Genomic DNA, 25,340 nt, shown 5'->3' on the forward strand with positions numbered 1-25,340 from the left:
TCATGCCAGCAACATTGGAACTCAGAGATATCCGCAAGGAATATGGCGGCACCGAGATTATCAAGGGCGTCAGCCTCACGGTCGCGCCGTCCGAATTCCTCGTGTTGGTCGGCCCGTCGGGTTGCGGCAAGTCGACGCTGCTGCGGATGATCGCAGGCCTGGAGGATATTAGCTCGGGCGAGCTCTATTTCGACGATCAGCTGGTCAATGACTGGGATCCGGCGAAACGGCGCATCGGCATGGTGTTCCAGTCGTACGCGCTTTACCCCCATATGACCGTCGAGCAGAATATCGGGTTCGGCCTCAAACTGGCCAAGAAGCCGCGCGCCGAGCGCGAGGCGCGGGTGGAGGAAGCGCTGCGCGTGCTGCAGCTGACGGCTTTGCGCCATCACAAGCCGAGCCAGCTTTCCGGGGGGCAGCGTCAGCGGGTGGCGATCGGCCGGGCCATCGTGCGCAAGCCCAACGCCTTTCTCTTCGACGAACCGCTGTCCAACCTCGACGCGGCGCTGCGCGGTCAGATGCGAATGGAAATCGGAAGGTTGCACCAGCGGCTCAAGAATACCGTCGTCTATGTGACCCATGATCAGGTCGAGGCGATGACGCTGGCCGACCGCATCGTCGTGCTGGAAGGCGGTGTGATCCGCCAGGTCGGAACGCCGATGGAGCTTTATGAGCGTCCTTCCAATCGCTTCGTGGCAGGCTTCATTGGGACGCCGACCATGGGCTTCCTCGAAGCGCGGCTTGCCGCATCGGACGGCACCGGAATTTCGGTCCGTATCGGCCGTGGCGAGGCGTCCAAAGATCTGCGGCTGCCCTTCACAGCTCCCGAGCAGCTTGAAGACGCGCTGCTGACGCTAGGCATTCGCCCCGAGCATGGCCGGATTTGCCCTCCCGATCAGGCGTTGGTCTTCGGCAATGTCATCATGCTTGAGCGCCTAGGGGCTGACACCTTTGCCTTTCTCGACGTGGAAGGGGCCGAAGACACGGTCGCGGTGCGGCTTCCCCATGATCATGAGGCCATCGCGCCGGGAACCCGTCTTGGCCTGACCTTCGATCCTCAACACTGCCATCTGTTCGCGGCCGACGGCCAGGCCGTCGCAAATATTCGGCAATAACCGGGCCCGTCCCGAACCTCATCTGAGCGGAAAATCATGTACGAAACAGCCCTCCCTTTGACCAGCCAACCCTCTGCGAATGTCGGCGACGAACCCTTCCGGCCGCAATTTCATTTCACGCCGCGCAAAAACTGGATGAATGATCCCAATGGCCTTGTCTATTTCGAGGGCGAATATCATCTGTTCTTCCAGTACAACCCGCACGGGATCCAGTGGGGCCATATGAGTTGGGGGCACGCTGTCAGCACCGACCTCGTGCATTGGACCGAACTGCCGATCGCAATGCCCGAACGCGAGTTCATGATATTCTCGGGTTGTGCATTGGTCGACTGGGACAATGTGACTGGCCTGGGCGATGGCGAGGCGCCCCCCTTGCTCGCATTCTACACGGCGTTCGACGAGGCGCGGCTCAACCAGAGCCAACATCTGGCCTTTAGCCACGACCGCGGCCGCAGCTGGATGCATTACGACGGAAATCCGCTTATCGACCTGGACATCGAGCATTTCCGCGACCCCAATGTCTTTTATCATGCGGCCAGCGAGGCCTGGATCATGGTCGTTGCGCTGGCGCAGCGGCATCGCCTGCAAATCTACCGCTCGGCCAATTTGCTCGAGTGGGAACTCGCGAGCGAATTCGGCCCCGCGGGTTCGACTGCCGGGCAATGGGAATGCCCTGACCTGATCCCGGTCCCCGTCGAGGGGAGGGGCGGTGAGATGCGCTGGGTGCTCAAGGTCGATGTCGACAAGGATTTTGTCGCCGGTGGGTCTGGCGCCCAGTATTTCGTTGGTGATTTCGACGGATTTCGGTTCCAGATCGATGAGGAACGTGGATCTCCTCGCGGCGACCTTGTCGACTTCGGACCCGATTTCTACGCGGCGATCAGCTGGTCGGATCTCCCTTCAGAACAGGCATCGCCCGTATGGATCGGCTGGATGTCGAACCACCAGAGCGGCAGGCATTATCCGACGCATCCCTGGGTTGGCGCGCAATCGCTTCCCCGCCAGCTGTTTCTGTTCGAAGAAGATCGCAAGCTGCGGTTGGGGCAGCGGCCCGTCGCCGCGCTGGACAGTCTGCGCGGATCAAGCACGACTATAGCGCCGTGCAAGCTGCTCGCCGGGGACCGATTCGAGCTCCTCCCGCCGGCGCCAGCATTTGAATGGACCGCACGCCTTGACTATGACGAGGGCGGGGCGGTCGCCATTGTCCTTGCCGACGGACAAACTACGCTTCTTACCGTTCTGCTGGACTCGGCTGGCGGCCAGATTACCTTCGAGCGGCACCAGGCGGCGAATGTTTTGTCCGCCGATTACGGCCGCAAGATCGTGACCCCTCTACCTCATGCGGGAGGCTCCGATATTCAGATGTTGTTCGATGGGTCGCTGGTTGAAATTTTCGTCGACGGGGGACGCCGCGTCTACTCGGCCTGCCTCTTCCCTATCGAAGAGATGACGATAACCTGTTCCGGTACGGAAGGTGGCGTCCGGCTCGTTTCACGGGAGCTGTGGACGATTTCGAAGTCCGTCGCGATCTGAGCGTCACCGAACCAGCCCTTCGCGACCGTCCGCTTCTCTCGAATGGCCGTTAATAGCTGACGGTCCGCAATCGGCCATTCGGGGGCGTAGGATATTCAGCGATAAGGCTCGCAAGCGATCCCGTCATTGTCCCCATCCATGCCTTCCCGGTATCCGGGCTCGCCTCGATAAATCGGTGCGGTGCCCGCCGCCCGGGCATCATCGCAGCCACGCCAATAACCACCATCTTGCGGCGCGCGCTCCCTTACAACACCCAGATCGGTCGCGAAGCGTTCTGCCGCCGAAAATGCTGCGACCTTCTGCTCGGGCGTAGAAAAAGCCAAGCCGCCGCCCACGATGACCGCTAGCAACCCCAACCCCATCAATGTGCCGCCCGTCGACGAGCTGCGGCGACGGTAATAGTGGCGACTGCGGTAGTGCCGCGGAGGTTCATGATAGCGTCTGGGCTGTCTCAGCTCGCCACGGTATCGAAGAATCGTAAATGACTGGTTTGGGGTGGGAAGCGGGCGTTTGCTACTAGGTTGTACCCCGGCGAAGGCCGGGGCTCAGGGCTTTAGAAAGCCGAGTTATGCGGATTGCCGCCCTGGACCCCGGCCTTCGCCGGGGTACACATTACCGTCGTTAGTTTCCGATCGTTTCTTCGCTCTCGTCATCCCGGGCTTGACCCGGGATCCCGCTTTTTGAAGGCACCGGCACGCTTCACGAAATAGCGGGACCCCGGATCAAGTCCGGGGTGACGATGATGGGGAGGTCTGCAACCGGTCGCTTTGAGTTCCGCCCTTTCTCCGTTCGTATCGAGCGAAGTCGAGACACCCATCGACGAAACGCCCAGCCCGATGGGCATCTCGACTTCGCTCGATGCGAACGGTTTAGATTGGGTGGAGTGTCCGCTCCCGGTCGCTTCCCGACACAGCCATGCGGGACTTCTCGAACGTCCGCTTCTCCCAATTGCCCTCTAAAAGCTGCCTGACCACTATCGGCCAATGGCGAACACTGGACGGGCTTGCAAAGGGAATGACTGACCCGGGATGGCAATTCCATGGAGACTGAGCTCGATGTTCTGGCCGAGCCAACCTTTCCGCCTGCCTATTTTTCTTCGAGTGAAAGGTGGGGGCGTTTTCCAAGGTACGGCGCAACTCCCGCAGCGGGAAGGGGCCGTCGCGGAGTCTCGCTCGATCGAACGCTGAGGGAGCCTGTCCCGCAGGCGCAGGCTCCCTTCCGTCCCTTATGCAGCCAGGTGCTGATTGAAGAAGCTGGTCAATCTGTCGAACGGGATCACGTCCACCTTGTCGTAGAGATCGGTGTGATTGGCGCCCGGGATGATCATCAGTTCCTTCGGCTCCGCCGCCGCCGCGAAGGCCGTTTCGCTAAAGTAGCGCGAATGGGCCTTTTCGCCATGGATGAACAGGATCGGCCGCGGCGCGATGTCTGCGATGTAGGTCAGGATCGGCATGTTCATGAACGAAAGCGGGGTCGTCAAGCTCCAGGACGCGTTCGAATTGATGGCGCGCGGGTGGAAGCCGCGCGGCGTCTTGTAATAATCGGCATATTCCACCACGAACTGCGCTTCGCCGCCCTTGAGCTCGAGAGAGACCGGGCCATAGGCAGGATGGCTGTTCTCGGCGTCCGCCCAGCGCTGTTGGCCGAGCTGCTCCAGGGTCTGGGCGCGCTGCTGCGGGGTCACGCTGTCGTTGTAGCCTTTCGACATGACGCGGGTCATGTCATACATCGTGCTGGCCACGACGGCCTTGATCCGCTTGTCTGCCGCGACCGCGTTCAACACCATGCCGCCAAAGCCGCAAATGCCGATCACCCCGATCCGCTCACGATCGACCTCGGGCCGCAGGCCCATGTAGTCCACCGCGGCACTGAAATCCTCCGTATTGATGTCGGGCGACGCGATATTGCGAGGTTCGCCCCCGCTTTCCCCCGTGTAGGACGGATCGAAGGTCAGTGTGACAAATCCGCTTTCCGCCATGATCTGCGCATAGAGGCCTGACGACTGCTCCTTCACGGCGCCGAACGGCCCGGCAACGACGATCGCTGCCAATTTCCCGCGGGCATTTTTGGGCAGATACAGGTCGGCCGACAGGGTGATGCCATAGCGGTTCTTGAACATGACCTTCTCGTGATTGACCTTCGGACTGCGCGGGAACAGCTTGTCCCATTCGTTTGACATAGTTTGAGCCTTTGCGTTGGGGGTGTTGAACATCGAGGTCGCGCCAAGCGCGGCGACGCCTGCGCCGCTCAGCTTCAGAAGGTCGCGCCGGTGAACGGCGTTCGTCGACAAGTCTGTGTCAGGTGTTTTCATTTGCGTTTCCAGTTTCCTTCTTGGCTCGGGATTGCGCTTTTGATTTGAATGATCGGTCACTGCGGGCGCTCGGCCTTCAGCAGCCGCTGCCCATTGCCGATCTGGCCGATGGCCAGACCGGCAAGAACGACGCTGCCGATGAAGGTTGCGGCGATTGTCAGGCTATCCAGAAGCAGCCCGCCGACGACCGCGCCCAGCAGGATCGAGGCCTGGATCGCTGCAACCATCAGGCTACCGGCGGCCTCGGGCGCGTCGGCTGCGTTCTGCGACATCCACGTCATCCAGATGACCGACATGGCGGTATTCATGGCGCCCCAGAGCGCCAGGAAGAGGCCGGCCGCGACTGCCGAGCTGCCAAGCAGCAGCAGCCCCAGCGTGCAGCCGCCCATCAGCAGCGCGGGCACGCGTAGCAGCGGCGCCACATTGCCGCTCACGAAACGGCCTGCGGCCCATGTACCGACGAACCCGGCAGAACCCAGTATGAGCAACAGGGCCGAGAGCGTCGTCACCCCCACGCCCGTTACCTGTTCCAGAAACGGGCGCAGGTAGGTGAACATGGTGAAGGCCGATCCCCACGTCAGCATCGCCGCGATGAGGCCGCGCAGGAAATAGGGGCGCTTCAACAGGCCGAACATGGTCTGGAAGTCCTGGCGCTGGCGCGCGGGGAGCGAGGGCAGCGCCACCATATGCCAGACGAGATTGCCGGCGACGATCGGCGTCAGCGCCCAGAAGACCGCGCGCCAGCCGAACATCTCGCCCAGATAGCTGCCGATGGGCGCGGCGAAGGCAGCCGCGATGGCCTGGCCGCCATACATTAAGGCGAGCGCCCGCGGCACGTCGCGTTCGGGAACGAGCCGCATGATGACCGCGGTAGCCAGCGCCCAGAATCCGCCGATGCAGATGCCGAGCAACGCGCGGCCGACCATGAGCATGGCAAAATTCGGCGCCGCTGCCACCAGAACCAGTGAGAGCAACATCAGGGCGGTCATCGCAACGAGGACCGACTTCCGGTTCAGCGTCCCCGCAGCGGTGGTGATCAACATGCTGGCCGCCACCGCGAAGAGGCCGCTGATCGAAATGGCCTGTCCGGTCTGCCCGGTCGTCGCGCCCAGGCCTTCGGCCATCGGCGTGAGCAGGCTCACCGGCATGAATTCCGAGGCGATCAGCATCGCGACGCAGAGCGCCATGGAAAGCACCGCGCCCCAGGCGGCGATCGGCTCGCTACGTGGATCGGATGTGGTCGCAATCATTGTTCGTCGGCTCCTGCATCAACGTGCGGGGGGCATCTAATGCTTGAGCGATCATGCGATTAGGCCTAGAAATCGGCATGAACTTATCGACGCAGACGAATAATCGGCTGCGCGTGAAAAAGGGGGCTTCATGGCCAAGACCGACTTGAACCAACTGACCTGGTTTCAGGCGGTCGCCGAGGAGCGGAGCTTTACCAAGGCGGCGGCAAAGCTCGGTGTGTCGCAGTCGACGCTCAGCCACGCGATCAGGCAGCTTGAAGAGCGCATGGGAATAAGGCTGCTGACGCGGACGACGCGTAATGTCGCGACAACCATCGCAGGCGAACGGCTGCTCCAAACGATCGCGCCGCGTATCAGCGAAATCGAGGAGGAGATTGCCGCGTTGACGGCGTTTCGTGACAAACCGTCGGGCTCTATCCGGCTGACTCTGTCCGACCACGCACTGGAATCTGTCGTATGGCCAAAACTCAAACCGGTTCTGAGCGCCTACCCCGACATCAGCGTGGAACTGATTTTGGACAGCACATTCCGCAACATCGTCGAAGAAGGCTTCGACGCCGGCGTGCGGTTGGGGGAGAGCGTTGCGAAGGACATGATCGCAGTTCGCATCGGTCCGGACTGGCGCCTGGTGGCCATCGCGTCACCTGCCTATCTCGAAGCGCAGGGCTTGCCAGGGCATCCGCAGGATCTGGTCCGGCATATCTGCATCAACATGCGCCATGAGACCGCCGGGAGCCTTTATGCCTGGGAATTCGAGAAAGACGGACAGGCGTTGCGCGTCCGGGTGAACGGGCAACTGACCTTCAACAATAGCTACGCGATGATCGATGCCGCGGTGAGCGGCTACGGCATCGCCTATGTCCCCGAAAACATCGTGGAGCGGCATATCGCTTCCGGTTCGCTGATGCGGGTGCTCGACGATTGGTCGCCCTTCTTCGATGGCTATTTCCTTTATTATCCGAGCCGCCGTCAGAATCTTCCTGCCTTCAAGATCATCGTCGAGGCGCTCCGATTTCGGGGGTAATTTGGTCGCGTGCGAACTAACCAAGTTTGAAATAGCCAAGAAACCCTCTGACATGGTTCTCGATCAACGTCGGTTTTCTGAGGCCACTGGCGGTCAGATTAGCGATCAGCTTCGATCCTGAATGCCGCACCGCCTGATGTCAGCTTCTCAGGGTCTGACCGTCTTCGAGGGCCACAAATCGCCAAGGTCCGTCTATCGGGCACTGTCCATGATCATGCCGCCATCCGGCGTCAGACTGTAACCCGTTATAAACTGTGCATCCTTGCTTGCCAGAAACAGCACGACAGGCGCGATGTCGTCTTCCGCCGACCCGAAGCGGTCGAGCGCATTGGGCGCAGGCGGTAGATCGGTATCGGCCGCGCCCCATGTGTTCGCAACGGGAAGCATATTGTTGACTGTGATCTTGTCAGGTCCCCACTCGCGAGCCGCCATTCTGGTCAGCGCGCGGACCGCCTCTTTCGCCATTCCGTACGGCGCGTAAGGCAAGAGAGCCGTAATTCCCGCCGCCGAACCGAAGTTGATGACGCGGCCCTCGCCGCTAAGTTTCAGGTGAGGGTAGCAAGCCTGCATCAGACGCAAATAGGCGATCGGCCCCATATCGAAATTTCGCTGCAGCTGCTCCACCGAAAGATCGATCACGGACGAAGAAACGACCGATGGGTCGAAGGCGTTGTTCACCAGGATGTCGATGCCGCCGAAGGTCGCCGCAATATGATCGACTGCGGTGCTGACCTGATCTGCGTCGCTGATATCGCATGGGACGCCAAGCGCGGTCCCCCCGTCGGCTTCGATGTCCGCAACGACGGCGTCGACATTGGCCGGTGTCAGCGAAAGGATCGCGACTTTTGCGCCCTCCGCCGCGAACAGCTTGGCCGTGGCACGTCCGATGCCCCGGCCGGCGCCCGTTACGATGGCGATTTTGCCTTCAAGGCGTTTCATATCTCAGTCCTTTCAAGAATGTCGTTGATGAAGAAGCGATTGCTTAAATCGTCGCAAAATGTGCGTGAGGTGACCGGGTGTCGCGGGCCGCGTTCTGTGTGGCGAAGGAGGCCGCCAGAAGCAGCAGACCGACGGCAGCGGGGACGGCACCCTTGGGCTTCTGCACCCCCAAATGCGCCATGGCCGACAGGATCAGGTGAAAAAGGATGCCTGCATAGGCAAGATCGCTCACCGCCACGTTGATCCGGGACAAGATGGCGGCAATGCCCGCGAGCTTTATGACAACCATGAACGGGACGAGATACGTCGGATAACCAAGATCTCTGAGAGCCTGCCGGACCCAGTCCCCCTTCGTCACATAGGCGAAGGCCGATGCGAGATAGAGCAACGACAGCAGTGCCGTGCTGATCCAGTAGATAAAAGTCGTGGTCATGGCCTTGTCCTGTTTGGGTCATGGCGTGAGGCGAATTGCGCGGGTCCGCTGTACGCACAGCAAATGTCTGCTAAGATGAATTCCCGCAAGTAGGATGAAAATCATCCACTAAGTATGGAAAGGCAGACTATGGCCAGCGAGACGGTCAATATGCACGAGGAAATGCGCCGCGCGTTCGCCCTGCTGTCGGGCAAGTGGAAGCTGGAAATCATGTGGCTGCTGAGCCAGCGCCTGCACCGTTTTGGTGAACTCCGGAAGGCAATTCCTAGCATTACCCAGCATATGCTGACCGCGCAGCTTCGTGAACTGGAAGCCGATGGTCTTGTTACGCGAACGGTCTTTGCGGAAGTGCCCCCGCGGGTCGAGTATGAGATTACAGACAAAGCGCGTGCACTCGGCCCCACAATGGAGGCGCTGACCGCTTGGTGGACGCAGTACGGCTCAACGCTGCCTCCAAAAGAGGGAAGCGGACGTAAAGTCAGGCGAACCTAGAGCCTCCACACTTGTTCGCGGTATCATGGTCATATCGTCAAATAGTGTCGTCCGCTTTTCCCGATTTTTACTGCCAATCATTCAGGCTGCAAACGGCCAGTTCCGACGGGTCCGGCGCTAAGCCGCACGTCGAGAGTAAGGCTTCTGACTTGCCGGCGATGTCATGGAGGACAACCGCCGGGCGTCGTGCGATTGCCGACCCCCGGGGACGGAGAAAACTTTATCATTGATAAAGAAATTGACATGCCTTACTCCTCGTTCGGGGAGAGCGACCATGTCCACGCGAATGCGCAACATGAACGAGCGACGCGACCGGATCCTCGATGCGGCCCGGTCGATTATTGCGGAGAAGGGTTTTGATGCGCTGACCACGCGAGGGTTAGCGCAGGTTGCCGACGTTTCCGCCCCCACGCTCTATAATCTCATCGGCGGCAAGGACGATATCGTTCGCGCGCTTGCCAAGGCCGGCGCCGAGCATGTCCAGCAGCGGCTCTCGCTGCTCGAGTTCGAATCCTGTCTCGAATGGGTTGAGGCGATCGCCGACGAAGCGGTCGACATGGTCGAAAGCGACGAGACTTATCACCGCGCGCTCAGTTTCTGCCAGGATCGCATTGCCGGTGGCTATGGCCTGTGGGGAGACGTCGGTCCGCATCCAGCGCTGGGCGAGGCTGCCATGACGATCGCGCTGCCGGCCTGTGAAGCGGCCCACGCCCAAGGCTTGCTGCGCGGCAATGTCAGCACCCGCGATATTACCGAACAGATGTTTTACGCCTATCTCGGGCCGACGCGAGAATGGGCTTTCGGTACCATCAGCCTTGCGATGTCACGCTATCGGATCAAGCGAGGCTTCATCCTCGCGTTGGCCGCCGACGCGAGCGATTCGTTCCGGCAGGATCTTCTGGACCGCCTTGCTGCCCTCAGCCGGGCCGTGGTCGAAAGGCGGGCCGCATGAAAGTCCGTGCGAACTCGGCAAAAGAGGCGCGCGGCTTGCTGCGTCTTCTGGATTTCATGCCACTGATATTCGCATTCGGCTTTCTCGTCCCCGTGATCGCACAGGGCATCGAAAGCCTGGGTTGGGAGCGGCCGCTCGGAACCACGCCCTTGGTTGTTGCACTCCTTGCCGGCGGCGGCTGGGGGCTCGTTGCGCAAATAAGGGGACGTTGGATATGACCGCTTCGCCTCTCGATGTCGGCACTCTCTCGAAGCCCGAGTTGATGAAGCTGGAGCGAGAGATAGCGCGCCGTCACAGCGGGCAGTTCCCTTGGGAAATCCTGCTTTGGGCCTTTGGAAACATGGCGCTCTGGCTATCGCTCTGGCCGCTGGTGATCCTGGGCTACCTGCCGCTCTGGGCCGCTTTCCCCATCGCAACGGTCAGCATCATGCTGGTGTATCTGCCGACGCATGAGGCGCAGCACGACATCATCGCGCGGCCCGGGACCAGATGGCGCTGGCTCAATGAACTGGTCGGACATGCCACGTCGTGGATGATCGTCAGTCCTTTCGCCGTGTTACGCTTCACCCATCTCGAGCATCACAAGCACGCCAACGACCCTGCACTCGATCCCGATCATACGACCCACGCCGACTGCGCTTGGCATGCGGTCCGCAAGATCATCCGCGAAAGTCAGCCCGATGGCCAGCGCAGCCGGGACTATGCGGCATGCCTCGCACGGGGCAACCGCAAGGATCTGATGCTGCAGAGCATCGGGTTCAAGATGACATACTTCGCCATTCTGTTCGCGCTCGCCTGGTCCGGCCTTGCGCTGGAAGCCTTCTTCCTCTGGTGGCTGCCGCTGCAGATCGGCCTGGTTTATGTGGCGCTATACCTCTCGTGGGCGCCGCACCACCCGGCGAAGGAAACCGGCCGTTACCGCGATACCCGCAGTTTCCGCTCGCGATTGGGAAACATCGGGTCGATGGGGATGCAGTTCCACATCGTCCATCACCTTCATCCCTATATTCCGCTGACCCGGACGCCCGCCGCCTATTGGGAAATGCGTCCGATCCTCGAGGCGCGCGGCTGCAATATCCACGAGCTTTGATCGGACGGACCGCCGCGGCGCCACTGGTCACAAATCCGAGGATTCCCATCGGCGATCGATAGCCCACAAGTGGCACGCGAAACGCGATCCCTGGCTGTTTCCGAAGGTTTTGACGTCAGTCGCGCGCGTGGAGGTGCAACATCCTGAAATGCTCGTAATGGCCGACACCGTTCTTCACGATGGGGTCCTGCGCCGTGAGCGCCTCGATATCCTGGTCGTCCTCAATCCGGTAGAGCGAGACGCCATAGCCGCCATTGGGGTCCATCACCGGGCCGTGGGCGACGATCTGTCCTTTGGCGAGCAGCTCGTCGAGATGGGCGCCATGCTGTCCCATCCACATTTTCTCGTCGTCGGTCATGGTGGCGAGGAAGTCGGAGCGGGGCGGCAGATATTTGCATAGATAATATTTCATCGGGTCATCCTTTCATCGATTGGCGGTGCCGGGTCGTCGAAGCGCCCTCCGAGACGCGCATCCGCTTTTTTTGCTCCCACGCGGCGGTCGCCTCCTTAGGTTGCCCTACGGCGGGGCGTCGCGCTGGGAGGATTGCGCGATCTGCGCCGCGAGCGCGTCCACTCGTGCCGATAGGGCGGCGAGATCCGCAGCTTGCTGACGGACACGTGCATCGAGCCCAGCGACAAGCGAAGCCGTTTCGGCAGGCTGGTCATAATCCATGGCATGGGCAACCGCAGCAAATCGCTGCCACGCGGCGCCAAGCCTTTTCCGGATACTCATCGCGTGAACCTCCTTGAGATGATCCTGCGCATCGCGCCGAAACGCGCCAACAGGGGGAAGCGAGTGGCGGTACGCGCTGTCGCGGGCCGGGCATGTCCATCCGAGCCGATCCTGTACCAGAGTGTATAAAGCGCCGGCAGGAAGACGAGCGTCAGGATCGTGCCCACAAGCGTGCCGCCGATCAGCGTATAGGCCATCGATCCCCAGAACACCGAAGTGGTCAGCGGCACGAAGGCAAGAACGGCAGCGAGCGCGGTCAGCACGACGGGGCGCGATCGCTGGACGGTGGCTTCGACGACCGCATCGAAGGGGGAGAGCCCGAGCTTCTGATTGTCCTGGATCTGCCCGATCAGGATCAGCGTGTTGCGCATCAGGATGCCGGCGAGCGCGATCAGACCGAGGATCGCGTTGAACCCGAAGGGCTGGCCAGTGACCAGCAACGTCGGCACGACCCCGACCAGTCCCAAGGGCGCCGTCAGCAACACGATTGCCATCGCCGAGAATTGGCGAACCTGCAGGATGATCACCACCATCATCAGGAGGATCATGATCGGGAAGATCGGAGCGAGCGCCGCATTCGCCTTGCCCGCTTCCTCGATCGAACCCGCCATGTCGATGCGATAGCCCGGCGGCAGCGTGTCGATGATCGGCTGGAGCTTCGCGTACATCGCCTGCGAGACGTCGGGGGGCTGCAAGCCATCGGCGATATCGCCGCGAACGGTGATCGTCGGAACGCGGTCGCGGCGATGCAGGATTGGCTCGTCCATCCGGACTTCGAGTTTTCCGACCTGACCAAGCGATATGCGCTCGCCATTCGCGCCGGCAAGCGTGAAATCGGCGACGCGGGCGGGGTCGAGCCGCGCCGAGCCCTGCGAGCGAGCGACGACCTCGACGCCGCGAATATCCTCGCGCACCTCGGAGACGGCGACCCCTGACAGGAGGAACTGCAGCTGTTCGCCGACGTCGGCCGAGGTGAGACCCAGCGCGCGCAGCCGGTCCTGGTCGAGCTTGAGATGAAGAACCGGCACGCGTTCGCCCCAATCGGCATTGACCGTCCGCATCATCGGGTCCCTGGCGAGGATATCCTTCACCTGGTCGGCGATTGCACGAAGTTTGGCGGGGTCCGGGCCGGCAACGCGAAACGCGACCGGGTAGGGAGAATAGGGGCCGAACACGAGCTGCGCGGCTCGGACCTGAGCCGCGGGCGCGAGCCCTTCGGCGACGGCGCCGCGCAGACGGACCTTCAGGGCATCGCGCTCGTCTTCCGAACCGGTGCGCACGACGATCTTGGCAAAGGACGGATCGGGAAGCTCGGGCGACAGCGACATGAAGAAGCGTGGCGCTCCCTGGCCGACATAGGCGGTGATGACCTTCGCTTCGGGCTGTTTGCGCAGCCAGGCCTCGACCGTCTTCGTCGTCGCGTCGGTCCGCTCGATCGCGGTGCCCTTGGGCAGCTGGATCTCGACGAGCACCTCGGGACGGTCGGAGGCGGGGAAGAACTGCTTCTTCACGAATATCATGCCGGCGCCGGCGACCAGAAACGCCGCCAGCGTCGCGGCGGTCACCAGCCGGTTGCGCTCGACCGCCCAGCGAACGATCGAGCGCGCCTTCTGATAGCGCGGGGTCTGGTAGATCGCGTCATGCCCGCCCTCGACCTTCTTGATCGCCGGAAGCAGCTTCACGCCCATATAGGGGGTGAACGCGACTGCGACGACCCAGGATGCAAGGAGCGCAAAGCCCACGACCCAGAAGATATTGCCGGCATATTCGCCAGCGGTCGACCGCGCGAACCCCACCGGCATCAGTCCGATGACCGTCACCAGCGTGCCTGCGAGCATCGGCGCCGCGGTGTGGCTCCACGCATAGGCGGACGCCTTGATCCGGTCGTATCCCTCTTCCATCCGCACGACCATGATTTCGATCGCGATGATCGCATCGTCGACGAGGAGGCCGAGCGCGAGGATCAGCGAGCCCAGCGTGATGCGATCGAGAACGCGATCGGTCGCCCACATGATGACGAGAACGATGGCGAGGGTCAGCGGAACGGCGGCGGCAACGACGATGCCGACGCGCCAGCCGAGTGCGATCAGGCTGACGACCATCACGATCGCCAGGGCCTCGAGAAAGGTCTTCATGAACTGGTCGACCGCCGAGGAGATGTTCACCGCCTGGTCGGTGACCGGGGTTAGCGACATGCCGAGCGGCAGCTCGGAGGATATGCTCGCAACTTCCGTCTTGAGTGATTTGCCGAGATCGAGCCCGTTCCAGCCTTCGCGCATCACCACCCCGAGCAGGAGCGCGGGCTCGCCTTCGCTGCGGATCAGGAAGGTCGCGGGATCCTCATAACCGCGGCGCACCGCCGCAATATCGGAAAGGCGGAATGTCTTGCCTTGTGCGATGATGGGCAGGCTGCCGATCTTTTCGAGGTCGTCGAACGCGCCGTCGATCCGGACCTGGACCTGCGGGCCGTTCGCCTCGATCGCGCCTGCCGGCGTGATCATATTCTGCTGTGCAAGCGCCGCGAAAATCGCGCGCGGCGCGATGCCGAGCGTCGCCAGCCGTTCGGGCGAGAATTCGACATAGATGCGCTCGGGCTGCTCGCCGACGATGTTGATCTTCTTGACGCCCGGAACGTGGAGCAGCCGTTGGCGTAGCTGCTCCGCTTCGCGCGCGAGGTGTCGCTGGGGTTCGCCCTTCGCTTTCAGCGCATAGAGCGCGAAAGTGACATCGCCATATTCGTCGTTGACGAACGGACCCGCGACGCCGCGCGGCAATTTGGGCGCTTCGTCGGCAATCTTCTTTCGCGCCTGATAGAATTCGGACTGGACTTCGGACGGCGGGGCATTGTCGCGCAGCGTCAAGGTCGTGAAGGCGAGGCCGGGCCGCGTAAAGGTTTCGCTGCGGTCGTACCAGCGCAGCTCCTGCAGTCTTTTCTCGAGCGGCTCCGCGACCTGGTCCTGCATCTCCTCCGCCGTCGCGCCGGGCCATGCCGTTACCACGGTCATGATCTTGATCGTGAAGCTGGGATCTTCGGCGCGGCCGAGTTTCAGAAACGCGACGGTTCCGGCGAGGATGATCGCTATGATGAAAAAGAGGGTGATCGACTGCTCGCGCACCGCGAGGGCGGAGAGGTTGAAGCGGCTTTCGGACTCGGGCGTTTCGGTCACCGGGTGGCTCCAGTCTGGATGCGCACGGCCTGGCCCTCGCGAAGCAGATGAACGCCGAGCGCCGCGAACCGCTCGCCGGTGCGCAGGCCGCCCGCAAGCGTAGCCGTCTCGTCGCCGAGCCCGGCGATCTTGACGGGGCGGAAGCGGACCTTGCCGCCCTGCACGACCCAGACGCCGGGACCGCGGCCGCGATCATCGATCGCCGCGAGCGGGACCGAAATACGGCCGGTTTGGTCAGGGGCTCCAAGGCGGACAGTGACTGTCGATCCGAGCGGTGCGCTGGCCGGGGCGCCCGCGAGCGTGAATTTTGCGGCGAAGGTGCGCGTCGCGGGGTCGGCAGCCGCGCTGAGCTCGCGCAGGCTCGCGGTTCCGCTCAGCCCGCTGTAGGTTGTCGCTTGCGCGACGGTGCCCAACGAGGGGCGCAGCGTTTCAGGAAGCTGGACCACAGCTTCGCGTGGCCCCGACCGCGCCAGTCGAATGACGGTCTGGCCCGCGGCGACCACCTGGCCGGGCTCGCCCAGCGTCTCGGCGACGACCCCGTCGGCATCGGCGACGAGCAGCGTGTAGCCGGCGTCGTTGCGGCGGGCGCGCAGCTGCGCCTCCGCCGAGGCGAGGTCGGCGCGCGCGGCGCGCGCCGCGGCCTTCGCCTGGTCGTAAGCCGAGGCCGACACCGCGCCCGCCCCGACAAGGTCGCGGTAACGATTCTCGTCGGCGCTCGTCTGGATCGCGCGGGCACGCGCCGCGTCGACGGTGCCAGCGGCAGCGTCCGCCGCGAGTCGGTACGCGGCGGGATCGATGCGCATCAGCGGCTGGCCGCGGCGGACCGATTGACCCGCATCTACGAGCCGCGCGGTAATCTTGCCGTCGATTCGAAAGCCGAGGTCGCTCTGGACGCGCGCGCCGACTACGCCCGAGAACTCACGTTCGCTCCCGCCCGCGACGCCGGCCTCTGCGGTGCGTACCAGCGGCGGTTTGGCGCGCGGATCGTCCGGCGCCTCGCCGCAGCCGGCCAGCATGGATGCGATGATCAAAGCGCCCGACAATCGGGCGCAAATCTGTCTCGACACGCAAATTCTCCCTGAAAGGTCGAATCCACATGTCAACGTGTGACCATATTGTCAACTAGTCACTTTCTCAGGGAGCAAGGCTTCGCAGCACGAGGCTCGTGACCTCGACCTGCGCATCGGGCAGGAGGTCGAGGCTGCGTTCGAGGCAAACGGGATCGGTGAAGGGCAGGAAAGCGTAGGAAATCGACCGGCATGTCTCGTCGAGCGGGGTCTTTCGCTCGAACTCGCCGCTCTCGCGTCCCTCGCGGACAATCTCCTCGATCAGCAGGCGGAGCTGCTCACCATAGGCGCGAGTCGCAGGCCATTTTTCGGTCGAGGCATTGGCGGCGATCTCGTAGATTCGCCGATCCTGGAAGAAGAGCTCGACGCCGACCGCCGTCACGGTTTTCGCAAAACGCCGCAGTTTATCGGTCGCGTCCTGTCCTTCGGCCACCGCGAGCCGGACCTGTTCATACAGGCCGTCGAGGCATTTGGCGCAGATAGCCTCGCCGATCGCCTGCTTCGATTCGAAGAAGCGGTAGATATAGGCTTTCGAGAAGCCGATCTTGCGCGCGAGGTCGGACACGGTCGTCTTGGCATAGCCATAATGGGCGAAATGTTCGTTCGCCGCGTCGATGATCTGTTCGCGCACGACATGGTCGGCCGGGCCGCGGGCGGGCGCGCTGCTGGTGAAGGGGGCATTGCTCATCCTCTTCCTATAGCGAAGCCGTGCGGGGTTGACAAATTGTAACCAATATCGTCATTAGTCACATGTTGTTCCAGTCGAACGGTGAAGCGCGATCATGCGAAAGTCTTTCCTGTATCTCATTCCGGCGCTCCTCTCGGGTTGCGCGGTCGGACCGACCTATGTCGCGCCTGCGATCGAGGCGCCGCCGGCTTTTCTCGGCGGGGCTGCACTCGATGGCGCAGCGGGCGACGCGGCGCATGCCGATCTGGTCAGCTGGTGGCGAACCTTCGACGACCCGCTGCTGGCGCGCCTCGTCGAGCAGGCGCTAGCCCAGAACCTCGATCTCCAGCAGGCCAGTGCACGCGTTGCCCAGGCGCGCGCTGGCCTCCGCGGCGCCAATGCCGCGCTGCTGCCGAGCGGTCAGCTCAGCGGATCGGCGTCTGAAAACTACCAATCGCTCGAATCGCCGCAGGGCCGGATTGCGAGCGCCTTGCCCGGGTTCGAGCGCGAAGCGCAAGCCTATGACCTCGGCATCGGCGCGAGCTGGGAAATCGACCTGTTCGGGGGCAGGGATGCCGCGCGCGACGCGGCGCGCGCCGATTGGCAAGCCTCGGCTGCGGCGGCGGTCGCAGCGCGGCTGAGCGTCGCGGCGCAGACCGCCGACACCTATGTCGCCATCCGCGGGCTGCAGGCGCGGATCGAGGTCGCGCGCGAAAGGCAGGCGGTTCAAAAGCAGCTCGTCGATCTCGTCGATCTGCGGTTTCGCAAGGGCGTGGCGGCGGAGTATAAGTTGCGGCAGGCTGAGGGCGCTCTGGCGCAGGTCGCGGCAGCGGTTCCGGAGCTCGAAGAGCAGCGCGACAAGGCGATGAACGCACTCGACATCCTGCTGGGGTTGCAGCCCGGCGCGACGCACGGCGAGCTTGCTGCGGCAGCGCCGATACCGTCGCCTCCGGCGATATCGAGTGCCGGAGGCCCGGCGGCGATGATCCGGCGGCGACCCGACATCATCGCGGCCGAACGGACGCTGGCGGCCACGAACGCGCGGATCGGCGCCGCCATGGCCGAATATTTTCCGAAATTCTCGCTGAGCGGACTGCTCGGCACCGCGACGATGGGCGTCGGCGGATTGTTCGGAGGAGATTCGGTGCAGGCAAGCGGAATCTTGGGACTGCGCTGGCGCCTGTTCGATTTTGGCCGCGTCGATGCCGAGATCGCGGCGGCTGAGGGCCGGAATGCCGAAGCGCTGTCGGCCTACCGCCTGACGGTGCTCCGCGCGTCGGAGGATGTCGAAAACAGCCTGTCGAGCCTGGTCAAGCAGCGCACACGCGGCGACTTGCTGGCGGAGGCGGAAAAGGCACAGGCCGCGGCGCGGCAATCGTCTTTTGCGGGCTATAGGGGCGGCGTCACCAATCTGCTCGACGTGCTCGACACCGACCGAGGTCTTCTTGAGGTGCGCGATGCGCAGATCCAGGCGCGCGCAGCGACCGCGCGCGCGGCGGTTGCTTCCTTTCGGGCGCTTGGCGGCGGGTGGGAACCGGCGGCGTCAGGCAGATAAATCGGGCGCGCGGGCTCCGATCGCTGATCGGTTGGCGTGATGGCCACCCGCGTGCCTTGCAACGACACATCATCGGGTTTGAGGTTTGACCAAAGGATAATCTCCCATGGAACATGCCGTTATCGCGGGGTTTGCCCGAACACCTTTTTCTTTCGCGAGCAAGGGGCCGCTCGTGCGGATGCGGCCGGACAATCTGGCGGCGGTCGCGTTGCGCGGGCTCATCGACAAGACCGGCCTCGATCCCGCGCGCGTCGAGGATGTGCTGATGGGCTGTGCCTATCCCGAGGGTGAGCAAGGCGACAATGTCGCGCGCATCGCGTCGCTACTGGCGGGGCTCCCCCTCGAGGTTGGGGCAGCAACGATAAACCGGTTTTGCGGATCGTCTATGTACGCAATTCACGTCGCGGCGGGACAGATCGCGATCGGCGCGGGGGATGCTTTCATCGCCGCCGGGGTCGAAAGCATGTCGCGCGTGCCCCAAGGCGGACTCAGTTTCTCTCCCAATCACCGGTTTCGCAATAGCCAGAACCAGATGGCCGAAATTGCCGTGGAGGCCTATGTGCCGATGGGGCAGACAGCGGAGAATGTCGCGAAGCGCTATGGCGTCGAGCGCGAACGCCAAGAGCAGTTCGCGCTCGAATCTCAGCAAAAGGCGGCACGAGCGCAGGCTGAAGGCAGGTTGATCGACGAAATCGTACCGGTCGTAACCCCCGAAGGCGCAATAGATACGGATGGCTGCCTGCGTCCGCAAACGACACTTGCGGGCCTCGCGGCCCTGCGTCCGGCGTTCTTCGAGGACGGGACGGTCACCGCGGGGACCGCATCGCCCCTGACCGATGGGGCGGTTGCCGTTCTTGTCACCTCTGAACGGCTGGCTGACAAGCTTGGCCTCGACGTCTTGGGCCGGATTCGTTCGACGGCCGTTGCAGGCGTCGACCCCGCCTATATGGGAATCGGGCCCGTACCCGCGACGCAAAAGGCGCTCGCTCGGGCCGGCCTGTCGATCGACGAGATCGACGTCGTGGAGATCAACGAAGCGTTCGCAAGCCAGGCCGTCGCTTGCCGCGACGAACTGGGCATCCAGCGTGAACGGGTCAACATCGACGGCGGCGCGATCTCGCTCGGTCATCCGCTCGGCGCAACCGGGGCGCGGATTACTGCGAAAGCGGCGCAGATCCTGAAACGCAATGGCGGGCGCTATGCCTTGGCGACGCAATGTATCGGCGGCGGCCAGGGCATTGCCACGATTATCGAGGCGGTCTGATTGCAGGTGCCCCTATCACCGAGATCAGATTGCCGGGCTACGCAGGATGGCGACAAGCCACCCCCCATTTCCTCCAGTAGCCATACGACGCGGAAACCGCGCCTTTTACCGAAGACCGTGAGTGACATGGCTCAAATGCTTTCAGTAAGACGCGCCATCAACAAGACGACGCGGCAAATCGCGCCACAAATCGGGTTCGAACATCCTGAAATTGGCTCCCATGCGCTGGCAATTGGGAAAAGTTGGCGTCCAGTGTGTTGTGGAGTCGCAGGCTTGGCGGTGCCACGTGTCGAGTGCTCGATCATCGTCGCTCCTGCTGACTCAAGTCATCTTGAGCGCCGACTTTTAACGATCCTGCCGGGCCAAAGCGATGGCCGAAAAGGGGCGCGAGCTGCCAGCCTCGCCCACCGGTTTAGAACGTCCGCTTCTGTAGGTTTGCCGCCTGAAAGCTGACAGTCCGAAATCGGCCAATCACGATTGACATCACCGGAACATTTTGGATCGCTGGCAGGTTCTAGAGCTTCTTCGGCGACGCTGTGCGCCGGATTTTTCTGGAGACAACATGCCGATATTGCAGCGCATATTGATCGTAGAAGACGACGCGATCATCGGTATGCTTCTCGAAGAATATCTTCTCATGATGGGACGAGAGCCCGTTGCCGTCGTTGATGGCGTAGCTCCAGCCCTGGCGAGAATTTCGGAAGGCGGGATCGATGCCGCAATCGTGGATGTGCATCTCGCGGGCGGTGACAGTGGCGATCCGATCGCCGCTGCTCTCGCCAACGCGAATATCCCGTTCCTCGTGGCCACAGGCGGATTCACGGCAGCGCTTGGGAGCGCGTGGCGAAACCGGCCTGTCCTGGCGAAACCCTTCACCCTCCAGAGCCTTCGCGGCGCGCTTGTCGCGCTTGACCATTAGCCCCACCATCAACCGAATTGGGAACCGCTTCGTGCTGTCGATCATTTTCGACGAAGCAAGTGAGGATGGGCGGAGCGGAACGGGATGAAAGAGGAGAGCGGTTTGGACCGGACGATCAAGGCGGAAACGGGTGTCTCGGGCCTCGACGATATCATTGCCGGTGGCTTGGCACGCGGACGCATATTCCTCATGGAAGGCGATCCGGGAACCGGAAAGACGACGATCGCCAACCAGTTTCTTCTGGCAGGAGCTGCGAAGGGCGAACGCTGCCTCTACATTACGCTTTCGGAGACCGAGGAAGAACTGCGCGAAACCGCCAAATCGCACGGCTGGGACCTTCCGGGCAATTTCCACATATTCGAACTCGTGCCGCCCGAGGCGCTGCTCAACGATGAGCAGCAACAGAGCCTGCTGTATTCGTCCGACCTTGAACTGGGTGAAACGACGAAGCGAATATTGGAGAAATATGAAGAGGTGAAGCCCGACCGCGTCGTGCTCGACAGCCTCTCCGAAATCCGGCTCTTGGCGCAAAGTTCGCTGCGCTACCGCCGCCAGATCTTGTCGCTCAAACATTATTTCGCGCGACATGACGCGACGGTGCTGATGCTCGATGACCTGACGTCCGAGAGCGCCGACAAGACCGTGCACAGCGTCGCGCACGGCGTGATCCGGCTTCAGGAAATGTCGCCCGAATATGGGGCCGAACGTCGCCGCCTGCGGGTACTCAAATATCGTGGCCAGCGCTTTCGCGGCGGCTATCATGACTTCATCATCGAGAAAGGCGGCGTACGGGCTTTCCCGCGCCTCGTGTCGCTCGAGCACAAGACCGACTTCGTACGCGATGTGGTTACGACCGAAAATGCGGAGCTCAACGCGCTGCTCGGCGGCGGATTCGATACCGGATCGAGCGCGCTGATCCTGGGACCGTCGGGCACTGGCAAGTCCCTCTTCGCGCTCACCTTCGTAGAGAGTGCGATCCGCCGCGGCGGTAAGGCGGCCATGTTTATCTTCGATGAGGAACTCGGCCTCCTGTTCGCGCGCGCCAAAGGCATGGGGATCGACATCCAGAAGATGGTCGACAGCGGTAATCTCATCATCGAGCAGGTCGACGCCGCCGAGCTGTCGCCGGGTGAATTCTCGCAGCGCGTGCGCAATTGTGTCGAGCAATATGAAGCGAAGACGGTTGTGATCGACAGCCTGAATGGCTTCCAAGCCGCCATGCCTGAAGAGACGGCGCTCATTCTCCACATGCATGAGCTGCTGCAATATCTGAACCGGCAGGGCGCAATGACGTTCCTGACTGTCGCGCAGCACGGGCTGGTGGGCGACATGAAAGCCCCGGTCGATGTGACCTATCTTGCCGATACCGTTGTCCTGCTCCGCTATTTCGAGGCGGCCGGGCGCGTCCGCCGTGCGATTTCGATCATGAAAAAGCGTACCGGCGCGCACGAACATACGATCCGCGAATATCGCATCGGCTCGAACGGCATTTCGCTTGGCGACCCCCTGACCGGGTTCCAGGGTGTGCTCCGCGGGGTCCCCGAGATCATCGGTTCCGCCGACCTGATGGAAACGCCGCAGGCACTTCCCGTCGGATGAACAAGACCTTTTCAGAGCGGGCGATCATTCTCGCGCCGCGAGGAAGGGACGCCGATATTGCCGCCTCGATGCTGCGCGAGGCCGGAATCGAAAGCGGAATCGCCAAGGGGCTGCAGGATTTTGTCGAGATCCTGCAGCAAGGCGCGGGGTTCGCCCTCATCACCGACGAGGCCCTCCGCGGCGCCGACCTGCGGTCGCTCGACGGCTTCATCCGGGCGCAGGGCGAATGGTCGGACTTCCCGTTCATCCTGCTCACCGAGCGCGGCGGCAGTATCGAGCGCAATCCAGCCGCCGGGCGCTATCTCGAGCTTTTGGGAAACGTTACCTTCATCGAGCGGCCCTTTCATCCCACGACCCTTATCAGCATCGCGAAGGCCGCGCTCCGCGGACGCCGCCGCCAATATGAAGCGCGCGCGCGCCTGCAGGCGATCCGGGAAGGCGAACAACAGCTGCGTATCGCACTGTCTGCCGGCCGGCTGGGCGAATGGACCTTCGACGTTGCTTCGATGCGGCTGGATGCATCGCCCGATTGCAAGAGCCACTATGGCAGGGCGGGCGACGACCCATTCCCCTATGATGCGCTTGTCGCCAGCGTGCACGACGACGATCGGATAACAATGCAGGCCGAAGTTCAGCGCTCGCTGAAGACAGGCGCAGATTATGACATCGAATATCGTTGCGTCTGGCCGGACGGGTCGGTGCATTGGGTGCAGGTTCGCGGGAAGCCCGAGTTCGACGCGAGGGGGCGCGCGCTCGGTATGATCGGCGTGAGCCAGGAGATCACCGATCGGAAGGCCGCCGAAGAGGCGCTCCGCAACTTTGCTGTCGAACTCGAGCAGCGCGTCGAGGAACGAACCCGCGAACATGCCGAGGTGATGGCGCAGCTCCACGAAGCCCAGAAGCTTGAGACGCTCGGTCAGCTGACCGGCGGCGTCGCGCATGATTTCAACAATCTCCTCACGCCCATCGTCGGCAGTCTCGACATACTTCGGACAAAAATTTCGGACGAACGCCTCCAGAAGCTTCTCGATGGGGCGCTCCAGTCGTCCGAGCGCGCGCGGACCCTGGTCGCGCGTCTTCTCGCATTCGCACGGCGCCAGAATCTCGAGACGCTTCCGGTCGATGTAAAAGAGCTGATCGAAGGGATGGAGGAGCTTGTCCAGCGTTCGATCGGGCCGACCATCGAGCTGTCGGTCGAGCTTGCCGCCGATGTCCCGGCCGCGATGGTCGACCCCCACCAGCTCGAACTCGCGATCCTCAACCTCGCCGTCAACGCGCGGGATGCGATGCCGGGAGGCGGGCGGCTTGCGATGTCGGTCGATCGATATGAGACGGATAGCGAGGACGGAGGGGTTCCCGAGGGAGTCTATGTTCGCATCGCAGTGGCCGACAATGGAGCGGGCATGGATGCCGTGACGCTCGCACGCGCGGTGGAGCCCTTCTACTCGACCAAAGGGGTGGGGAAGGGGACGGGCCTCGGCCTCTCGATGGTTCATGGTCTTGCTGCGCAGTCGGGTGGACGCCTGACGCTCAGGAGCCAGCCTGGCTACGGTACCGTGGCCGAAATACTTCTGCCTGCCGCATCCTCCGAAGCCTTGTCGCACGTCTCGCCGGTCGAGACGCCGCTTCTGGAAACCGGCCCCCTGCGTATCGTGCTGGTGGACGATGAAGATGTTGTTCGCGAGGGAACCGCGGCGATGCTCGAGGAAATGGGGCACGTCGTGACGCAGGCCATTTCCGGAGCGCAGGCGCTCGGCCAGATACGGTCGCAGCCTTTTGATATCGTCGTGACCGACTATCTGATGCCTTCCATGAGCGGCCTCGAACTGGCGCGCGAGGCGCGCAAGGTCCGCGCCGATATTCCGGTTCTCATGATCACGGGGTTTGCCGATCTGGCCGAAGACACGGCGAGCGATATCCTTCGCTTGCCCAAGCCGTTTCGCGCGGCCGAGATGGCGCGCGCTATCCACGATGCGATGGCAGAAGAGATGCTTGCGAGCTGACGGCAATGTGAAATACGACGGGCCGAGATTGCAATGCGGGCACAAGGCCCCATATGATCATCATTGCTGTGCTGACCTGCGCGCCGGCAACTGAGAGACCATTGTGCTCCCCGCCAACGGAGCGACTATGGACCTTAACGAACTTCTCTATCACCATCAGATCGCCCTGATGTCCGTCAGCCAGGCGGAGCGTCGCGGGCATGCGACGGCGAATTTCGATCTGCCGCTCTATTATGCCAAGCGCATCAACGACTATCGCGACATTCGCGGTTTGACGGGCAATTTGATCATGGCCGGGGGATCACCGCGGGACGCGGGGCTGTCCGGCCGCGTCGAATGCGACCGGTATGTCGGCGACATGTTGCCCACGGTGCAACGGGCCATTCTTGCTTGAAAAATCTTATCGCCTTCGATCTCGACGGCACGCTCGCCGAGAGCAAGCAGCCCCTCGACGAACCGATGGGAGCGGCGCTCGCCGACCTTCTGGCGGTCGTTGACGTCGCGATAATCTCCGGCGGTGATTGGCCGCAGTTCGACAAGCAGATCGCCTCGCGCCTTCCGGCTCGCACCGACCGGTCGCGATTGTGGCTCATGCCCACGACCGGCACGAAGCTATACACTTTTCGTTCGGATGCCTGGCAGGCGGTCTATGCGGAACTCTTTGCCGACGATGAGAAACAGCGGATATTCGAGGCTTTCGATGCCGCGCTCGAAGCCACGGGCTTCGTTCCCGAAGCCGTCTGGGGCGAGCGCATCGAAGACCGCGGCAGCCAGATCACCTTCTCGGCGCTCGGCCAGCAGGCGCCGATCGACGCCAAGGAAAAATGGGATCCGGACTTTGCGAAGCGCAAGATCATCCAGCATGACCTTCGCCAGCGTCTTCCGGGCCTGTCGATCAACATGGGCGGCGCGACGTCGATCGATATCACCCGCGAAGGGGTCGACAAGGCCTATGGGCTGACCAGGCTTCGCGACGAGAGTGAAATACCGCTCGACGCGATGATGTTCATCGGCGACGCGATTTTTCCCGGCGGCAATGATTATCCCGCAAAGACTCTCGGGCTAGACACTATTTGCGTGCGCGATCCGCGCGAAACGCTGGCGGTCATCGCATCCATTGTCGCTTGCCTGAAATGACAGGGGTTTCGGCGCCGAGCAGGTGTCCGGCGGAACCAAAGCCCCGCTGATTTGTTCTATTTCCGGACGCGCCGTGGCACTTCGCCGCGC

24 protein-coding genes are annotated in these 25,340 nt (G+C 62.6%); 13 read left to right on the forward strand and 11 right to left on the reverse strand.

All coding sequences use genetic code 11. The features are described 5' to 3' along the window. The first annotated feature begins 2 nt into the window (after positions 1-2). Both AC07U1_RS13240 and AC07U1_RS13245 read left to right on the forward strand, forming a co-directional pair. Positions 3-1,115 carry an ABC transporter ATP-binding protein gene (locus tag AC07U1_RS13240; RefSeq protein ID WP_495176183.1) on the forward strand — a complete coding sequence of 371 codons (1,113 nt, stop codon included), beginning with the start codon at positions 3-5 and terminating at the stop codon, positions 1,113-1,115. Between the two features lie 36 nt (positions 1,116-1,151). Then, entirely contained in the window at positions 1,152-2,648 is a 1,497-nt protein-coding gene (locus AC07U1_RS13245; protein WP_495176182.1) for a glycoside hydrolase family 32 protein, read from the forward strand. 95 nt (positions 2,649-2,743) lie between these two features. On the opposite strand, the gene AC07U1_RS13250 is transcribed toward AC07U1_RS13245, so the two are convergent. From AC07U1_RS13250 to AC07U1_RS13260, 3 genes are all read right to left on the reverse strand, one after another. Next, a complete protein-coding gene (locus AC07U1_RS13250) occupies positions 2,744-3,010 on the reverse strand; it encodes an excalibur calcium-binding domain-containing protein (RefSeq protein WP_495197713.1) in 267 nt (88 codons plus the stop codon). 863 nt (positions 3,011-3,873) lie between these two features. Beyond that, the gene (locus tag AC07U1_RS13255; RefSeq protein WP_495176180.1) at positions 3,874-4,959 is read right to left on the reverse strand and encodes an alpha/beta hydrolase; all 1,086 of its coding nucleotides are present in this window, start codon (positions 4,957-4,959) and stop codon (positions 3,874-3,876) included. Between the two features lie 56 nt (positions 4,960-5,015). Continuing rightward, positions 5,016-6,209 (reverse strand): MFS transporter, encoded by a 1,194-nt coding sequence (locus AC07U1_RS13260; protein ID WP_495176179.1) that lies wholly within the window; start codon positions 6,207-6,209, stop codon positions 5,016-5,018. A 130-nt stretch (positions 6,210-6,339) separates the two neighbouring features. Here AC07U1_RS13260 and AC07U1_RS13265 point away from each other — a divergent pair, with 130 nt between their 5' ends. Then, a complete protein-coding gene (locus tag AC07U1_RS13265) occupies positions 6,340-7,233 on the forward strand; it encodes a LysR family transcriptional regulator (protein WP_495176178.1) in 894 nt (297 codons plus the stop codon). 192 nt (positions 7,234-7,425) lie between these two features. Here AC07U1_RS13265 and AC07U1_RS13270 read toward each other — a convergent pair whose 3' ends face one another. Further along, complete coding sequence (locus tag AC07U1_RS13270) at positions 7,426-8,172, reverse strand: SDR family NAD(P)-dependent oxidoreductase (RefSeq protein WP_495176177.1); 747 nt, start codon at positions 8,170-8,172, stop codon at positions 7,426-7,428. Between the two features lie 43 nt (positions 8,173-8,215). Further along, a complete protein-coding gene (locus AC07U1_RS13275) occupies positions 8,216-8,605 on the reverse strand; it encodes a DoxX family protein (RefSeq protein WP_495176176.1) in 390 nt (129 codons plus the stop codon). A 129-nt stretch (positions 8,606-8,734) separates the two neighbouring features. On the opposite strand from AC07U1_RS13275, the gene AC07U1_RS13280 reads away from it, so the two are divergent. The 4 genes from AC07U1_RS13280 to AC07U1_RS13295 all read left to right on the forward strand — a co-directional run bounded on the left by AC07U1_RS13280 (position 8,735) and on the right by AC07U1_RS13295 (position 11,139). Beyond that, positions 8,735-9,097 carry a winged helix-turn-helix transcriptional regulator gene (locus AC07U1_RS13280; RefSeq protein WP_495176175.1) on the forward strand — a complete coding sequence of 121 codons (363 nt, stop codon included), beginning with the start codon at positions 8,735-8,737 and terminating at the stop codon, positions 9,095-9,097. A 274-nt stretch (positions 9,098-9,371) separates the two neighbouring features. Further along, entirely contained in the window at positions 9,372-10,049 is a 678-nt protein-coding gene (locus AC07U1_RS13285) for a TetR/AcrR family transcriptional regulator (protein WP_495176174.1), read from the forward strand. Beyond that, complete coding sequence (locus AC07U1_RS13290) at positions 10,046-10,267, forward strand: hypothetical protein (RefSeq protein ID WP_495176173.1); 222 nt, start codon at positions 10,046-10,048, stop codon at positions 10,265-10,267. The genes AC07U1_RS13285 and AC07U1_RS13290 overlap by 4 nt, the downstream gene beginning before the upstream one ends. Next, positions 10,264-11,139 carry a fatty acid desaturase gene (locus AC07U1_RS13295; protein ID WP_495177453.1) on the forward strand — a complete coding sequence of 292 codons (876 nt, stop codon included), beginning with the start codon at positions 10,264-10,266 and terminating at the stop codon, positions 11,137-11,139. The genes AC07U1_RS13290 and AC07U1_RS13295 overlap by 4 nt, the downstream gene beginning before the upstream one ends. 115 nt (positions 11,140-11,254) lie before the next feature. On the opposite strand, the gene AC07U1_RS13300 is transcribed toward AC07U1_RS13295, so the two are convergent. The 5 genes from AC07U1_RS13300 to AC07U1_RS13320 all read right to left on the reverse strand — a co-directional run bounded on the left by AC07U1_RS13300 (position 11,255) and on the right by AC07U1_RS13320 (position 16,794). After that, positions 11,255-11,551, reverse strand: a complete 297-nt coding sequence (locus AC07U1_RS13300; RefSeq protein WP_495176172.1) for a YciI family protein — start codon at positions 11,549-11,551, stop codon at positions 11,255-11,257. 105 nt (positions 11,552-11,656) lie between these two features. Next, complete coding sequence (locus AC07U1_RS13305) at positions 11,657-11,872, reverse strand: hypothetical protein (RefSeq protein WP_495176171.1); 216 nt, start codon at positions 11,870-11,872, stop codon at positions 11,657-11,659. Then, a complete protein-coding gene (locus AC07U1_RS13310) occupies positions 11,869-15,039 on the reverse strand; it encodes an efflux RND transporter permease subunit (RefSeq protein WP_495176170.1) in 3,171 nt (1,056 codons plus the stop codon). Before AC07U1_RS13310 ends, AC07U1_RS13305 begins: the two co-directional genes overlap by 4 nt. Then, positions 15,036-16,106, reverse strand: coding sequence for an efflux RND transporter periplasmic adaptor subunit (locus AC07U1_RS13315; protein WP_495176169.1), 1,071 nt, complete (start codon positions 16,104-16,106; stop codon positions 15,036-15,038). Before AC07U1_RS13315 ends, AC07U1_RS13310 begins: the two co-directional genes overlap by 4 nt. A gap of 67 nt (positions 16,107-16,173) precedes the next feature. After that, on the reverse strand, positions 16,174-16,794 hold the full coding sequence (locus AC07U1_RS13320; RefSeq protein ID WP_495176168.1) for a TetR/AcrR family transcriptional regulator: 621 nt from the start codon (positions 16,792-16,794) through the stop codon (positions 16,174-16,176). A gap of 94 nt (positions 16,795-16,888) precedes the next feature. Between AC07U1_RS13320 and AC07U1_RS13325 the strand changes: the two genes are divergently transcribed. Then, positions 16,889-18,328: an efflux transporter outer membrane subunit gene (locus tag AC07U1_RS13325; RefSeq protein WP_495176167.1), complete on the forward strand. Its 1,440-nt coding sequence runs from the start codon at positions 16,889-16,891 to the stop codon at positions 18,326-18,328. 106 nt (positions 18,329-18,434) lie between these two features. After that, positions 18,435-19,592, forward strand: coding sequence for a thiolase family protein (locus AC07U1_RS13330; protein ID WP_495176166.1), 1,158 nt, complete (start codon positions 18,435-18,437; stop codon positions 19,590-19,592). A 514-nt stretch (positions 19,593-20,106) separates the two neighbouring features. Here the strand turns inward: AC07U1_RS13330 and AC07U1_RS13335 are convergent. After that, the gene (locus AC07U1_RS13335; RefSeq protein WP_495176165.1) at positions 20,107-20,556 is read right to left on the reverse strand and encodes a hypothetical protein; all 450 of its coding nucleotides are present in this window, start codon (positions 20,554-20,556) and stop codon (positions 20,107-20,109) included. A 57-nt stretch (positions 20,557-20,613) separates the two neighbouring features. On the opposite strand from AC07U1_RS13335, the gene AC07U1_RS13340 reads away from it, so the two are divergent. The 4 genes from AC07U1_RS13340 to AC07U1_RS13355 all read left to right on the forward strand — a co-directional run bounded on the left by AC07U1_RS13340 (position 20,614) and on the right by AC07U1_RS13355 (position 25,250). Beyond that, complete coding sequence (locus tag AC07U1_RS13340; RefSeq protein WP_495176164.1) at positions 20,614-22,110, forward strand: ATPase domain-containing protein; 1,497 nt, start codon at positions 20,614-20,616, stop codon at positions 22,108-22,110. Continuing rightward, on the forward strand, positions 22,107-24,113 hold the full coding sequence (locus AC07U1_RS13345; protein ID WP_495176163.1) for a response regulator: 2,007 nt from the start codon (positions 22,107-22,109) through the stop codon (positions 24,111-24,113). Before AC07U1_RS13340 ends, AC07U1_RS13345 begins: the two co-directional genes overlap by 4 nt. Positions 24,114-24,240: 127 nt before the next feature. Beyond that, positions 24,241-24,507 (forward strand): hypothetical protein, encoded by a 267-nt coding sequence (locus AC07U1_RS13350; protein WP_495176162.1) that lies wholly within the window; start codon positions 24,241-24,243, stop codon positions 24,505-24,507. Further along, complete coding sequence (locus AC07U1_RS13355; protein ID WP_495176161.1) at positions 24,504-25,250, forward strand: HAD-IIB family hydrolase; 747 nt, start codon at positions 24,504-24,506, stop codon at positions 25,248-25,250. Before AC07U1_RS13350 ends, AC07U1_RS13355 begins: the two co-directional genes overlap by 4 nt. The last annotated feature ends 90 nt before the right edge of the window (positions 25,251-25,340 follow it).

The organism is Sphingopyxis sp. GW821-FHT02C12, assembly GCF_059421785.1.

Coding starts and splice junctions, on each gene's coding strand:
- AC07U1_RS13240 (WP_495176183.1), top strand. CDS start 3: ATGCCAGCAACATTGGAACTCAGAGATATCCGCAAGGAATATGGCGGC.
- AC07U1_RS13245 (WP_495176182.1), top strand. CDS start 1,152: ATGTACGAAACAGCCCTCCCTTTGACCAGCCAACCCTCTGCGAATGTC.
- AC07U1_RS13250 (WP_495197713.1), bottom strand. CDS start 3,010: ATGGGGTTGGGGTTGCTAGCGGTCATCGTGGGCGGCGGCTTGGCTTTT.
- AC07U1_RS13255 (WP_495176180.1), bottom strand. CDS start 4,959: ATGAAAACACCTGACACAGACTTGTCGACGAACGCCGTTCACCGGCGC.
- AC07U1_RS13260 (WP_495176179.1), bottom strand. CDS start 6,209: ATGATTGCGACCACATCCGATCCACGTAGCGAGCCGATCGCCGCCTGG.
- AC07U1_RS13265 (WP_495176178.1), top strand. CDS start 6,340: ATGGCCAAGACCGACTTGAACCAACTGACCTGGTTTCAGGCGGTCGCC.
- AC07U1_RS13270 (WP_495176177.1), bottom strand. CDS start 8,172: ATGAAACGCCTTGAAGGCAAAATCGCCATCGTAACGGGCGCCGGCCGG.
- AC07U1_RS13275 (WP_495176176.1), bottom strand. CDS start 8,605: ATGACCACGACTTTTATCTACTGGATCAGCACGGCACTGCTGTCGTTG.
- AC07U1_RS13280 (WP_495176175.1), top strand. CDS start 8,735: ATGGCCAGCGAGACGGTCAATATGCACGAGGAAATGCGCCGCGCGTTC.
- AC07U1_RS13285 (WP_495176174.1), top strand. CDS start 9,372: ATGTCCACGCGAATGCGCAACATGAACGAGCGACGCGACCGGATCCTC.
- AC07U1_RS13290 (WP_495176173.1), top strand. CDS start 10,046: ATGAAAGTCCGTGCGAACTCGGCAAAAGAGGCGCGCGGCTTGCTGCGT.
- AC07U1_RS13295 (WP_495177453.1), top strand. CDS start 10,264: ATGACCGCTTCGCCTCTCGATGTCGGCACTCTCTCGAAGCCCGAGTTG.
- AC07U1_RS13300 (WP_495176172.1), bottom strand. CDS start 11,551: ATGAAATATTATCTATGCAAATATCTGCCGCCCCGCTCCGACTTCCTC.
- AC07U1_RS13305 (WP_495176171.1), bottom strand. CDS start 11,872: ATGAGTATCCGGAAAAGGCTTGGCGCCGCGTGGCAGCGATTTGCTGCG.
- AC07U1_RS13320 (WP_495176168.1), bottom strand. CDS start 16,794: ATGAGCAATGCCCCCTTCACCAGCAGCGCGCCCGCCCGCGGCCCGGCC.
- AC07U1_RS13325 (WP_495176167.1), top strand. CDS start 16,889: ATGCGAAAGTCTTTCCTGTATCTCATTCCGGCGCTCCTCTCGGGTTGC.
- AC07U1_RS13330 (WP_495176166.1), top strand. CDS start 18,435: ATGGAACATGCCGTTATCGCGGGGTTTGCCCGAACACCTTTTTCTTTC.
- AC07U1_RS13335 (WP_495176165.1), bottom strand. CDS start 20,556: ATGATCGACAGCACGAAGCGGTTCCCAATTCGGTTGATGGTGGGGCTA.
- AC07U1_RS13345 (WP_495176163.1), top strand. CDS start 22,107: ATGAACAAGACCTTTTCAGAGCGGGCGATCATTCTCGCGCCGCGAGGA.
- AC07U1_RS13350 (WP_495176162.1), top strand. CDS start 24,241: ATGGACCTTAACGAACTTCTCTATCACCATCAGATCGCCCTGATGTCC.